Here is a 12,864-nt window from a genome sequence, read left to right as displayed (position 1 = left end):
TCGAACTCGGTGCCCTTTTGCAGGTTGTTCAGGTTCACCACGTAGGCGTTGTGGTGCTTGCCGTAGTGGTACTCGAGGGTTTCCTTCGAGTACTCGGGTGCCAGTGCGTCGAGGGCGTAGGGCAGGGGAGGGAGGGTGTGTTCCATGGTGGGTTTTTCCTTTCGGGTTTTGAAAACAGTCGGAATCAAGGCGCGTTTCTGGGGCTCACCTGGTAGGCGCAGCGCCGCGCGCCCGCAAGCACATGCTCGACGCGGCTCACGCTCGCGTCGGTTCCCAGCACTTCTTCGAAGAGCTGCAGTTCGCTGCGGCAAAAGCCCGTGCAGGCCCGCGCCGCGGTGCAGATGGGGCAGTGGTTTTCTATGAAGAGAAAGCCCTCGCCCTCGGGCCTTAACTCGGCCATGTAGCCTTCGCGGCTGCGGATTTCGGCGAGCCGTTCGAGCTTCGTCTTCAGGCTGCGCGCGCCCAGCATCGCCTCGCGGTAGTTGGCGCGCATGGCTTCCTCGCGCGCGCCGATGAGCTGGTCCATGCCCTTCTCGCCGAACACGGTGATCACCGCGCTGATCATCTGCACCGTCATTTCGGCATGCGTGTCGGGAAAGCGTGCGTGCCCGGCGCCGGTCAGCCGCCATATCTGCGTGGGCCTGCCGCGGCCCGCCGGCCGGCTTTCGGCGTCGACCAGCCCATCGGACTGCAGCTTGACCATCTGCTGGCGCACCGCCTCCACCGTCACGTCGAGCACCTTGGCAATGTCGGGAATGCCGAGCGCGCCGCGGGTCTTGAGCGTGGACAGGATGCGGTCCGCCGGCTGGTGCGGCGTCCAGGCGGGCTTCAGGTCGAGGGGGCGGGTGGTCATCCTTTTTATTTCACAGGTTTGGCTTTGATTATTGAATGACTGTGCATCCGCTGTCGAGGGCCTTGCGAAAGACGGGACGTCTTTACGGTTTCTTTATGCGGCTGCGCCGACTCTGTTCCCTGTTTTTACGGGTGCCTGCCGAGACTCGATGCCTTGGTTTCGCTGCAGGAGCAATGAATGGATTTCGTCTGGATGGGCGCCTTGCTGGCGCTGTGGGCCGCGTTGGCGGCCATGGCCTTCGGGCTGAACCGGCTGGAAGGGCCGGGCGCAATGGATGCGTCGAATGAGCTGAACACGGGCGAAGGAGAGCAGCCATGATCAGCCTCGAAGCGCTCTACGGCTTCGGCGCGTTGATTGCCGTCGTCCTCTTCGCGTACCTGGTGTTCGCGCTGATCTGCGCGGAGGAGTTCTGAAATGACCGCCTCCGCCTGGTCCTTGCTGGCCTTCTTTCTCGTGGCGCTTGTACTGCTGGCATGGCCGGTCGGCAAGTTTCTTGCCGCGCTGTGCGACGGGCGCTTGCCGCGCTGGATGCAGCGCATCGAGGCGCCGCTCTACGAGCTTGCGGGCACCAAGCCCGAGCAATCGATGCACTGGCTGCGCTATGCGCTCGCGCTGCTGGCCTTCAATGCCGTTGGCGCGATCTTTCTGTACGCGCTGCAGCGCCTGCAGGGCTGGCTGCCGCTCAACCCGGCCGGCATGGGCGCCGTATCGCCCGACTCGGCTTTCAACACCGCGGTGAGCTTTGTCTCCAACACCAACTGGCAGGGCTACGGCGGTGAATCGACGATGAGCTACCTCACGCAGATGCTCGGGCTCACGGTGCAGAACTTCTTCTCGGCCGCCACGGGCATTGCGGTGGCCTTTGCGCTGGTGCGCGGCTTTGCGCGCCGCGGCGACGGCAAGAGCCGTGGCCTGGTCGGCAACTTCTGGGCCGACGTCACGCGCATCACCTTGTGGCTGCTGGCGCCGCTGTCGTTCGTGCTGGCGGTGGCCTTTGCGGGGCAGGGCGTGATCCAGAACTTCGATGCCTACAAGACCGTGCAAACGATCGAGGCCACCGCCGGCATGCAGACGCAAACGCAGACGCTCGCCATGGGCCCTGTCGCGTCGCAGGAGGCCATCAAGATGATCGGCACCAACGGCGGCGGCTTCTTCAACGCCAACTCGGCGCACCCGTACGAAAACCCGACCGCCCTCAGCAACCTGCTGCAGATGATCGCGATCTTTTTGATTCCGGCGGGGCTGTGCTTTGCATTCGGCCGCGTGGTCGGCGACATGCGGCAGGGGTGGGCCGTGCTTGCGGCAATGACGGTGATGTTCGTCATTGCCGTGGTGGCCGTCATTCCCGCCGAGCATGCCGGCAATCCGCTGTTCGCTTCGATGGGGGTCGACCAGGCGGCGAGCGTGCTGCAAAGCGGCGGCAACATGGAAGGCAAGGAGGTGCGCTTCGGCATCGACGCATCGGCGCTCTTCGCGGCCGTGACCACCGCGGCATCTTGCGGCGCGGTCAATGCCATGCACGACTCGTTCACGCCGCTCGGCGGCATGGTGCCGATGGTGCTCATGCAACTGGGCGAGGTGGTGTTCGGCGGCGTGGGCAGCGGCCTGTACGGCATGCTGATCTTCGCGATGCTCGCGGTGTTCATTGCGGGCCTGATGATCGGCCGCACGCCGGAGTACCTCGGCAAGAAGATCGAGGTGCGCGAGATGAAGCTGATCTCCATCGCCATCCTGGTCACGCCCATCCTGGTGCTGGCCGGCACCGCGGTGGCGGTGATCGCAGGTGCGGGCAAGGCCGGCATCGCCAACCCGGGTGCGCATGGGTTCTCTGAAATTCTGTATGCGCTGAGCTCGGCCGCCAACAACAACGGCAGCGCCTTCGCGGGCCTTTCGGCCAACACGCCGTTCTACAACGGCCTGCTCGGGCTGGCCATGTGGCTGGGCCGCTTCGCGATGATCGTGCCGGTGCTGGCCATTGCCGGCTCGCTGGCCGCGAAGAAGCGCCTGCCGGTCACCGGCGGCACGCTGCCCACGCACGGGCCGCTGTTCGTCTCGCTGCTGATCGGCACCGTGCTGCTGGTCGGCCTGCTCAACTATGTGCCGGCATTGGCTCTCGGGCCGGTTGTCGAACACCTGGTGCTCTGGAAGTAAGGGGTGCGCACCATGACTGCCAATACAAAAACCTCTCTCTCGCTGCTCGACGCGGCGCTGGTCAAGCCTGCGCTGTGGGGCGCCTTCGCCAAGCTGGACCCGCGCACGCAGTGGCGCAACCCGGTGATGTTCATCGTGTACATCGGGAGCATCCTCACCACGCTGCTCTGGGTGCATTCGCTGAGCTTTCCGGGCGACACCGGCATGAAGCCTGCGTTTGTGCTGGCCATTACCGTGTGGCTGTGGTTCACCGTGCTGTTTGCCAACTTTGCCGAAGCATTGGCCGAGGGCCGCAGCAAGGCGCAGGCCGCATCGCTGCGCGGCCTTCGCAAGGACACCTGGGCCAAGAAGCTGCAGGAGCCGCGCCACGGCGGCCAGTGGCTTCCCGAGCAGGCGCCCAACTTGCGCAAAGGCGACGTCGTGCTGGTCGAAACAGGCGACGTGATCCCGCTCGACGGCGAAGTCATCGAAGGCGTGGCCTCGGTCGACGAGAGCGCCATCACCGGCGAATCGGCACCCGTGGTGCGCGAGTCGGGCGGCGACTTTTCTGCCGTGACCGGCGGCACGCGCGTGCTGTCCGACTGGCTGGTGGTGCGCATCTCGGTGAACCCGGGCGAGTCGTTCCTTGACCGCATGATCGGCATGGTTGAGGCGGCCAAGCGCCACAAGACGCCCAACGAGATTGCGCTCACCATCCTGCTGGTGGCGCTCACGCTCGTGTTCCTGATGGTCACGGTCACGCTGCTGCCGTTCTCGGTGTTCAGCGTGGAGGCGGCCGGCGCCGGCACCGTGGTGTCGCTCACTGCGCTGGTGGCGCTGCTGGTGTGCCTGATTCCCACCACCATCGGTGGCCTGCTCTCGGCCGTGGGCGTGGCGGGCATGAGCCGCATGATGCAGGCCAACGTGATTGCCACTTCGGGCCGTGCCGTGGAAGCGGCCGGCGACGTCGATGTGTTGCTGCTCGACAAGACCGGCACCATCACGCACGGCAACCGCCAGGCGAGTGCGTTCCTGCCTGCACCGGGCGTGACCAAGGCCCGCCTGGCCCGCGCCGCGATGGTCGCCTCGCTGGCCGACGAAACCCCTGAAGGCCGCAGCATCGTCGAACTGGCGCGCCGCGACGGACTCGACGCCACGGCGGTGGAAGGTGCACGCTTCGTGCAGTTCACCGCGCAGACCCGCATGAGCGGCGCCGACCTGCCGGCCGCTCCCAACAGTCTCGATACCGACGTCGTGCTGCTGCGCAAGGGCGCGGTCGACGCGATCCGCCGGCACGTCGAATCGCTGGGCGGCAGCGTGCCGGCCGAGGTGCTGCGCGCGGCTGAAGAAACCGCGCGCCGCGGCAGCACGCCGCTGGCCGTGGCCGAGGGCAACCGCGTGCTTGGCGTGGTCGAGCTCAAGGACATCGTGAAGACCGGCATCAAGGAGCGCTTTGCCGAGCTGCGCCGCATGGGCATCAAGACGGTGATGATCACCGGCGACAACAAGCTCACCGCCGCGGCCATTGCGGCCGAGGCGGGCGTGGACGACTTCCTGGCCGAAGCCACGCCCGAGGACAAGCTGGCGCTGATCCGCAAGTACCAGTCCGAAGGCCGGCTGGTCGCGATGACCGGCGATGGCACCAACGACGCACCGGCGCTTGCGCAGGCCGACGTGGCCGTGGCCATGGGCAGCGGCACGCAGGCCGCGAAGGAGGCCGGCAACATGGTCGACCTGGACTCGAACCCGACCAAGCTGCTCGAGGTGGTGGAGACCGGCAAGGCGCTGCTCATGACGCGCGGTTCGCTCACCACCTTCTCCATTGCCAACGACGTGGCGAAGTACTTCGCGATCATTCCGGCCATCTTCGTCTCGACCTACCCGCAGTTGGGTGCGCTCAACGTGATGCGGCTTGCGAGCCCGTCCTCGGCCATCCTGTCGGCGGTGGTCTTCAACGCGCTGGTCATCGTGTTCCTGATTCCGCTGGCGCTCAAGGGCGTGCGCTACCGGCCGGTGGGCGCGGCCGCGCTGCTGCGCCGCAACCTCGCCATCTACGGCCTGGGCGGCCTGCTCGTTCCTTTCATCGGCATCAAGTTGATCGACTGGCTGCTCGTGGCCGTCCATCTCGTCTGAGGAGTTTTTCATCATGAACAACATCGTTCGTCCCGCGCTCGTGCTCTTCGCGCTGCTGGGCGCCCTTACCGGCCTGGTCTACCCGCTGGCCGTGACCGGCGCCGCCAAGGCGCTGTTTCCGTCGCAGGCCGCCGGCAGCCTGGTCGTGCAGGGCGGAACCGCCGTGGGTTCCAGCCTCATCGGCCAGAACTTCAGCGATCCGAAGCACTTCTGGGGCCGGCCCTCGGCCACCGCGCCGCAGCCCTACAACGCGAGCGCTTCGGGCGGCTCGAACCTCGGCCCGCTCAACCCGGCGCTGGCCGATGCGGTCAAGGCCCGTGTCGAAGCACTTCGCGCCGCGGACCCGGGCAACACCGCGCCGGTGCCGGTCGATCTGGTCACGGCCTCGGCCAGCGGGCTCGACCCCGACATCAGCCCGGCCGCAGCGCAGTATCAGGCGGCCCGCGTCGCGCGGGTGCGCGGCATGCCCGCCGAACAAGTGAACGCGTTGATTGCCGGCAACACGCAGGCGCCGCTCTGGGGCTTTCTGGGCGAGCCGCGCGTCAACGTGCTGGCGCTGAATCTTGCGCTCGATGGTCCGGCGCTTGCTGCGGCGCCCCAACAGGACGGCCCGATGCGATAACCTGCGCTGCTTTTCCATGCTCGACACCCGCCCCGACCCCGACGCCCTGCTTGCGCAACTGCGCAACGACGAGGCGCGTGCGCTTCGCGGCAAGCTGCGCATCTACTTCGGTGCCAGCGCGGGCGTGGGCAAGACCTGGGCGATGCTGAGCGCCGCACAGCGCGAGCGCACCGCGGGCCGCGACGTGCTCATCGGCGTGGTCGAAACCCATGGCCGCAGCGAAACAGCCGCGCTGCTCGCGGGGCTCGACACCCTGCCGCTGCGCGAGCTGGACTACCGCGGCCGCACGCTCGCCGAGTTCGACCTCGACGCTGCGCTGGCGCGCAAGCCCGCCGTGCTGCTGGTCGACGAACTGGCCCACACCAACGCCCCCGGCTCGCGCCACACCAAGCGCTGGCAAGACGTGCAGGAGCTGCTGGCCGCCGGCATCGAGGTGTGGTCGGCCCTCAACGTGCAGCACCTGGAGAGCCTCAACGGCACCGTCGGCGCGATCACCGGCGTGCGCGTGCATGAGACGGTGCCCGACACCGTGCTCGACGAAGCCGACGAGGTGGTGCTGGTCGACGTCACGCCCGATGAGCTCACGGCGCGGCTCGCGGCGGGCAAGGTGTACTTGCCACAGCAGGCCGAGCGCGCCGCGCAGAACTTCTTTCGCAAAGGCAACCTGATCGCGCTGCGCGAAATTGCGCTGCGCCGCACCGCCGAGCATGTGGAAGACGATGTGCGCGGCTGGCGGGTCGAGCAGTCCGGCGCGGCCGGCCGCAATGGAAAAGATGGAAATGGCGGCGCGCTGCAGGCCTGGAACACTTCGGGCGCGATCCTCGCGTGCGTCGGTCCGCATGAAGGCGCGGCGCAGACGGTGCGCACCGCGGCACGGCTTGCGGGCCAGCTGAACGTGCGCTGGCACGCGGCCTATGTCGAGACGCCGCGGCTGCAGCGCCTGGCCGCCGAAGAGCGCGACCGCATTCTCGCGGTGCTCAAGCTCGCCGAGGAACTGGGCGCGGCCACCGCGGTGCTCACGGGCTCCGACGTGGCCGAGCAACTGTCCGAGCAGGCCCGCAGGCTGAACTGCGCCACGCTCGTGATGGGGCGTTCGGAGCCCGCGAGCGGCTGGCGCCGCTGGTGGCCCGCCGCGTCGGTGGCCCTGCCGCGCGCGCTGGCGCAGCGCGCGCCCGCGCTCGACATCCTGGAGGTCGGGCGCGTCGACAGCGCACGCCGCCTGGGGCGCACGCCGCTCAACACGCCGCGCGCTGACGACGGCGATCATGAGAACGCGCCCATCCAATGGCCCGGCTACGCCTGGGCCACAGCCACCAGCGTGGCGCTCACGTTGGCCTGCACGCCGCTGGCCGGCGTGCTTGAACTCGCAAACATCGTGATGCTGTTCCTGCTGGGCGTGGTCGGCGTCGCAATGCGCTTCGGGCGCGGGCCGTCGGCGCTGGCGGCGCTGCTCAACGTCGCGGCCTTCGATTATTTCTTCGTGCCGCCGCAGCTTTCGTTTGCGGTGAGCGACGTGCAGTACGTGCTGACCTTCGCGATCATGCTGGGCGTCGGCCTGCTGGTGGGGCAGCTCACCGCTGGGCTGCGTTTTGCGGCCGGCGTATCGACCAGCCGCGAGCGGCGCGCGCGCTCGCTGTTCGAGCTCACGCGCGAACTCTCTGCGGCGCTGGAGAGCACGCAGGTCGTCACGCTCGGTGCCGCCGCGGTGCAGGGCCACTTCGGCGGCCATGCGCTGGTGCTGGTGACGGACTCGGCCGACCAGCTCGTGCTGCCGAAGGAGCCGCCGGAGGGTTTCGATGCACAGGTGGCCGACTGGGCCTTCCGCCACGGCCAGCCTGCGGGCCTTGCGACCGCCACGCTGGCAGCGCAGCCGTGGCACTACGTGCCGCTGCAGGCGCCGATGCGCGTGCGCGGCGTGCTGGCGCTGTCGCCCGCGCAGCCGCGCTGGCTGCTGATTCCGGAGCAGGCGCAGCAGCTCGAAACGCTCGCGCGGCAGATCGCGATTGCGCTGGAGCGCGTGCACTACGTCGAAGTGGCGCAGCAGGCCGTGGTCGAGATGGAGTCGGAGCGGCTGCGCAATGCGCTGCTCGGCGCGATCTCGCACGACGTGCGCACCCCGCTCACCGCGCTGATCGCGCTGGCCGAATCGCTGCAGACGCTGCCGCCTGAAGAACACGGCAACGCGGCGCGTGCCATCGTCGCGCAGGCGCACGAGCTGCATGCGCTGGTCAACAACCTGCTGGACATGGCGCGGCTCGAAAGCGGCATTGCGGGCGGCGCGGTGAACCTGCGGCGCGACTGGCAATCGGTCGAGGAGGTCGTGGGCTCGTCGATCCGTGCGGCGCGCACCTCGCTGGGCGGCGCCGTCGTGCAGACCACGCTCGCTGCGGACCTGCCGCTGGTCGAATTCGATGCGGTGCTGATCGAGCGCGTGCTCGTCAACCTGCTGGAGAACGCCACCAAATACGGCGCCCCGCCCATCGTGGTGGGCGCGCGCGCCGAGCCCGGCACCCTGGTGCTTACGGTGCGCGACCACGGCCCCGGCCTGCCCGCGGCGTTGCTGGGCCGTGAGCAGAAACTGTTCGACAAGTTCACGCGCGGCGAGTCCGAATCGGCCACGCCGGGCGTCGGGCTGGGCCTTGCAATCTGCCGCGCGGTGGTGAGTGCGCACGGCGGTGAGATCACGGCGGCCAATGCGCTGGACGGCGGTGCAGAATTCACCGTTACCCTGCCACGCCGCGAGCCGCCCGAACCGGCCGAAGCCCAACTCTGAAGCCATGCCATCCCCCACCGCCATCGTGATCGAAGACGAGCCGCAGATCCGCCGCTTTGTGCGCGGCGCACTGGAGGCCGAAGGCTGGGTGGTGCACGAGGCCGGTACGCTGCGCGACGGGCTGGCTGCGGCCGGCACGCGTCAGCCCGACCTGCTGGTGCTCGACCTCGGCCTGCCCGACGGCGACGGCGTCTCGTTGATTCGCGATGTGCGTGGCTGGTCTGCGGTGCCGATCATCGTGCTTTCCGCGCGCAGCGACGAGGCAGACAAGATCGCCGCGCTCGATGCCGGCGCCGATGATTACCTGACCAAGCCCTTTGGCACCGGCGAACTGCTGGCACGCGTGCGCGCCAATTTGCGCCGCCCGCGCGCAGCGGGCGGCGGTGAAGAACCGGCGGAAGCGGTCTTCCGCTTCGGCGAGGTCGAACTGGACCGCGCCGCGCGCATCGTGCGCCGCGCCGGGGTTGAAGTGCACCTGACGCCTACCGAATACCGGCTGCTGTCAGTGCTCGTCGCGAACTCAGGCCGCGTGCTCACGCAGCGCCAGCTGCTGCGCGAAGTGTGGGGGCCGTCGCACACGGACCAGAGCCACTATTTGCGCATTTATATGGGGCATCTGCGGCAGAAGCTGGAGGTGGACCCGGCGCAGCCGCGGCATCTGTTGACGGAGACTGCGGTGGGGTATCGGTTGGTGGTTTAGGTGAGGGGCGCTGCGCTTTGTCGAAGGCACAGAGCCCTCACCCCAGCCCTCTCCCAGAGGGAGAGGGAGCAATACCTCAGTCCAGAAGCCTCCCCGCTCCGTCTTGTCCCCTCTCCCTCTGGGAGAGGGTTAGGGTGAGGGCCGCGGCATTCACGTCACCGCTGGCCGCAAGAAGAAATCAGGCAGCCACACCCTTGTTCGGATTCAACAAGAACTTCTCCCCCGTCGCCTGCTTGCCATACACGCCAATGGCATCCAGCTGCAGCGCCTCAAAGAAGGAAACCTCCCGCGTGTACCGGCTCGCGAACGTCGTCTTCAACTCCGCGACGACCCGCGCCTTCAAACGCTGCACCCCCTCGTCCCCAAGCTTCTGCAAGAACGGAAACAGCAGCCACCCGCCCATGCCCCACGCCATGCCGAAGTTGCGCACGAACTCCGTCGGCGAGCGGTCGAGGCCGCCGTAGATGTAGACCTGCTTGTGCGTGGTCGAGCCGTAGCGGCTGTATTCCTTGGCGGTGCGGTTCAGCGCCGCTTCCATGCAGCCGAGGATCTGCCCCGCGAGCTTGCCGCCGCCGGTGGCGTCGAAGGCCAGTGTGGCGCCTGTTTCGACCAAAGCCTGCGTCAGGTCTTCAAGAAAGGTGGGCGAGCTTGCGTTGCACACGTACCTGGCGCCGATGCCGCGCAGCAGTGCCTCCTGTTCGGGTTTGCGCACGATGTTGACGAGGGCGATGCCGTCCTTCTGACAGATCTTGTTGAGCATCTGCCCCAGGTTGGATGCCGCGGCCGTGTGCACCAGCGCCTTGTGGCCTTCGCGCCGCATCGTCTCGACCATGCCGAGCGAGGTGAGCGGGTTCACGAAGCACGATGCGCCTTCGGCCGGCGCGGTGCCCGCGGGCAACTCGAGGCACTGGGCCGCCGCCACGGCGCGGTACTGTGAATACATGGCGCCGCCGATTGCGGCCACCGTCTTGCCGAGCAGCGCCTGCGCCGCGGCCGACGAGCCGGCCTTCACCACCACGCCGGCGCCTTCGTTGCCGACCGGCATCGACTGGTCCAGCCGCCCGGCCATCATGGGCATGCCGCGCTCGGGCACGGTGGCCGTGACGACGGGCCGCTCCGGCGCGCCGGAGACCTTGGCGGTGCTCATGTCGGCCGCGCCGAACAGCAGGCCCAGGTCCGACGGGTTCATGGGCGACGCCTCGACGCGGATCACCACCTCGTGCGCCTGCGGTTCAGGCACCGGTTCGTCGTGCAGCGAGAGTTCGAGTTCGCCGTTCGCGCGGATGAGCGAGCGCAGTTGCAGTGCCATGATGAGCCCCTTGCGACCCTGGAGGAGGGTCTGTTCGAAGGTGGCCCCAAGGCCACGGGGCGGCCAGTATAGGAGCGGCCCGCGAAGTCTGCAGGCGCCGTCAGGACACCACGGGAATCACCGGGGCGTGGTCCAGCGCATGGCGCATCTTCTCCGGATCGAGCCGGTCGATGTAGCGCGGAATGTTGCGCCACAGCGTGTGGTAGCCGTAGCCCCCGCGCAGCATCTCGAGCCGCGCGCTTTCCTTGTCCCAGCCCTGCACCGCCATGCGATAGACCGCCGCCACCACGCCCGTGCGGTCGGCGCCGTGCATGCAGTGGATCAGCACCGGCCCCTGCTTTTCGGCCTCTCGAATAGCCACCAGCGCGCGCAGCACCTTGGTGTCGTCGATGGACCAGGTGTTGATCGGCACGCGCACCAGCCGGATGCCGCTGCCCGCGAACACCTTCCTGTCGTCGTTGAACGAGCGCAGGCTCACGATGGTGCGAATGCCCAGGGCCTTCAGCGCCGCCACGTTGGCGATGCGCGGCTGCGCGCTGCGGTACAGCGTGGGCGTGATGCGGTGCAGGTTCTCGACCTGGAGCGTGTCGAGCGGATCGGCCCAGTGCCCGGGCCGCGGCACGGCGAGCGCCGCGGCGCTGTCGTCGCTGTCCCTGCGTTTCGTGCGCCTCATGCTCATTTCGCGCGTCGCCAGTGCCGGGTCACCAGGATCAGCAAGGCCACCGCCAGGCCGCCCCAGTAGTCGACCGGCGCGCCCCAGACCCAGTGCTTGTGCCAGAACGCATCGACCGGATTGAAGCGTGCCCAGCCGAAGGCCGGGTTGATGATGAACCAGAGGAAGTCTTCGCAGACCCAGAAGACGATCAGGCCCGCAACGGCCAGGCCCACGTCGCGCCACGTCCAGCGCCCATTGAAGGCCAAGGGCGCAAAGAACACCAGCGCCATGAAGGTGAAGACCCAGGCGTGATAGCCGGTCATCGCGCGGCCGCCCCAGAAAATATCGAGCCAGATGTTGTTCTCGATGCGCCAGGTGGGCAGCGACGTCGCCCAGCCCGCGCCGCCTTCGATCTGGATCTCGGCATTCGCAAAGAAGAAAGCCATCACCACCACCCAGGCCAGGTAGCCGATGGTGCGGGACACGCCCGTTTTTTCGGTGGCGCCGGTCATGCTGCTTCACCCAATACGCGCTGCAGCACCGTGGCCGCCGCACGCGGCTTGCCGAGCGCGCGGCTGCGGCGGGCCATGTCGGCCAGCTTGGCGGGGTCGGCCATGAGCCGCGCCACCTTGTAGTCGAGGCCGATCGCGTCGTAGGCGAGCCAGGCCGCGCCTTCTTCCATCAGAAAGCCGGCGTTGTGCTCTTCCTGCCCCGGAATCGGCGATATCAGCAGCATCGGCTTGCCGAGCGCCAGGCACTCCGACACCGTGAGCCCGCCCGGCTTGGTCACCACCAGGTTGGCTGCGGCCATGAGCTTGTGCATTTCGTTGGTAAAGCCGATCGGCACCACGCGGCCGGGGTGGCGCGCGGCCACCGCCTGCAGCCTGGTGTGCGCCTCGGCATTGCGGCCCGCCACGGCAATGACCTGGAAGCCGCTGTCGCCGCCCAGCGAAAGCACGCGTTCGACCATGCTCGGCAGGTCTCCGACACCCGCACCGCCCGAGGCCATCAGCAGCACGGGCCGCGCGGGGTCGAGGCCGAGTTCCGCTGCGCAGGCATTGCGCGCGAGGGCCGGTGCATCGGGTTCGGAGAAAGCCGGCATCACCGGAATGCCGGTCACGTGGATGCGATCGGCGGGAATGCCGCGCGCCCGCAGCCTGAAGGCCACTTCTTCCGTCGCGGCCAGGTAGCCCGCCATGCCCGGCACCAGCCACATGTTGTGCAGGTCGTAGTCGGTGATCTGCAGCCACACCGGAAAGTCGATGCGTCCGCGGTTGCGCTCGCGCATCAGCAGTTCAGCCGGCAGGAAGTGGGTGCAGATCACGGCGTCGGGCTTTTCGCGGCGGACCTCGCGCACCAGGGCGCCGGTGCTGAGCCGCTCGATGCCGCGGCGCAGCCGCTGCGAAGGCGCGTGGTGCGGCGTGGCGTCGGCGCGCTGGTGCAGGTAAGACCAAAGCTCCGGTGCGCGGTTCACGAGCTGGATGTACCAGTCGGTGTACACCTTCCGAAAACCGCCGGCCACATGGGCCATGGCATCGATGTGGACCGCCGCGTGCGGCGGGGCCGATTGCATGGCGGCTTCGAGGGCTTGCGCTGCGCGCACATGGCCGTTGCCGGCGCTCACACTGAGGATCAGGATTTTTGTCATTCGGGTCCGGGGCCGTCGGCGGGCCATTGGCGCGCATTATC

12 protein-coding genes and 1 pseudogene are annotated in these 12,864 nt (G+C 68.1%); 7 read left to right on the top strand and 6 right to left on the bottom strand.

Going from position 1 to position 12,864, the window contains the following annotated elements; translation table 11 throughout:
• Window positions 1-146: pseudogene (locus V9L21_RS07570) on the bottom strand (superoxide dismutase [Fe]); the annotation flags it as partial.
• A gap of 38 nt (window positions 147-184) precedes the next feature.
• Window positions 185-853: a helix-turn-helix transcriptional regulator gene (locus V9L21_RS07565; protein WP_337310549.1), complete on the bottom strand. Its 669-nt coding sequence runs from the start codon at window positions 851-853 to the stop codon at window positions 185-187.
• A 177-nt stretch (window positions 854-1,030) separates the two neighbouring features.
• On the opposite strand from V9L21_RS07565, the gene V9L21_RS07560 reads away from it, so the two are divergent.
• From V9L21_RS07560 to kdpE, 7 genes are read left to right on the top strand one after another with little or no spacing between them, the layout of a single operon-like run.
• Entirely contained in the window at window positions 1,031-1,171 is a 141-nt protein-coding gene (locus V9L21_RS07560) for a hypothetical protein (protein WP_337310547.1), read from the top strand.
• On the top strand, window positions 1,168-1,266 hold the full coding sequence (gene kdpF, locus V9L21_RS07555) for a K(+)-transporting ATPase subunit F (RefSeq protein WP_041943086.1): 99 nt from the start codon (window positions 1,168-1,170) through the stop codon (window positions 1,264-1,266). Before V9L21_RS07560 ends, kdpF begins: the two co-directional genes overlap by 4 nt.
• Before the next feature lies 1 nt (window position 1,267).
• Complete coding sequence (kdpA, locus tag V9L21_RS07550; protein ID WP_337310542.1) at window positions 1,268-3,004, top strand: potassium-transporting ATPase subunit KdpA; 1,737 nt, start codon at window positions 1,268-1,270, stop codon at window positions 3,002-3,004.
• Between the two features lie 12 nt (window positions 3,005-3,016).
• Window positions 3,017-5,116 (top strand): potassium-transporting ATPase subunit KdpB, encoded by a 2,100-nt coding sequence (gene kdpB, locus V9L21_RS07545; RefSeq protein ID WP_337310540.1) that lies wholly within the window; start codon window positions 3,017-3,019, stop codon window positions 5,114-5,116.
• Window positions 5,117-5,129: 13 nt separating this feature from the next.
• On the top strand, window positions 5,130-5,738 hold the full coding sequence (kdpC, locus tag V9L21_RS07540; protein ID WP_337310538.1) for a potassium-transporting ATPase subunit KdpC: 609 nt from the start codon (window positions 5,130-5,132) through the stop codon (window positions 5,736-5,738).
• Window positions 5,739-5,754: 16 nt separating this feature from the next.
• A complete protein-coding gene (locus V9L21_RS07535; protein WP_337310536.1) occupies window positions 5,755-8,511 on the top strand; it encodes a DUF4118 domain-containing protein in 2,757 nt (918 codons plus the stop codon).
• Window positions 8,512-8,515: 4 nt separating this feature from the next.
• Window positions 8,516-9,211 carry a two-component system response regulator KdpE gene (kdpE, locus tag V9L21_RS07530; protein ID WP_337310534.1) on the top strand — a complete coding sequence of 232 codons (696 nt, stop codon included), beginning with the start codon at window positions 8,516-8,518 and terminating at the stop codon, window positions 9,209-9,211.
• 178 nt (window positions 9,212-9,389) lie between these two features.
• Here kdpE and V9L21_RS07525 read toward each other — a convergent pair whose 3' ends face one another.
• The 4 genes from V9L21_RS07525 to V9L21_RS07510 all read right to left on the bottom strand — a co-directional run bounded on the left by V9L21_RS07525 (window position 9,390) and on the right by V9L21_RS07510 (window position 12,823).
• Window positions 9,390-10,520, bottom strand: coding sequence for a zinc-binding dehydrogenase (locus tag V9L21_RS07525; protein ID WP_337310532.1), 1,131 nt, complete (start codon window positions 10,518-10,520; stop codon window positions 9,390-9,392).
• A 100-nt stretch (window positions 10,521-10,620) separates the two neighbouring features.
• On the bottom strand, window positions 10,621-11,193 hold the full coding sequence (locus V9L21_RS07520) for a dual specificity protein phosphatase family protein (protein WP_337310530.1): 573 nt from the start codon (window positions 11,191-11,193) through the stop codon (window positions 10,621-10,623).
• 2 nt (window positions 11,194-11,195) lie between these two features.
• On the bottom strand, window positions 11,196-11,687 hold the full coding sequence (locus V9L21_RS07515; protein ID WP_281147032.1) for a hypothetical protein: 492 nt from the start codon (window positions 11,685-11,687) through the stop codon (window positions 11,196-11,198).
• Window positions 11,684-12,823, bottom strand: a complete 1,140-nt coding sequence (locus V9L21_RS07510) for an MGDG synthase family glycosyltransferase (RefSeq protein ID WP_337310526.1) — start codon at window positions 12,821-12,823, stop codon at window positions 11,684-11,686. Before V9L21_RS07510 ends, V9L21_RS07515 begins: the two co-directional genes overlap by 4 nt.
• Between the last annotated feature and the right edge of the window lie 41 nt (window positions 12,824-12,864).

The organism is Variovorax sp. CCNWLW235 (genome assembly GCF_037204085.1).
Classification (GTDB): Bacteria; Pseudomonadota; Gammaproteobacteria; order Burkholderiales; family Burkholderiaceae_C; genus Variovorax.
The sequence above is the reverse complement of the archived record's forward strand: the minus strand, read 5'-3'. Positions and strand labels throughout refer to the sequence as shown.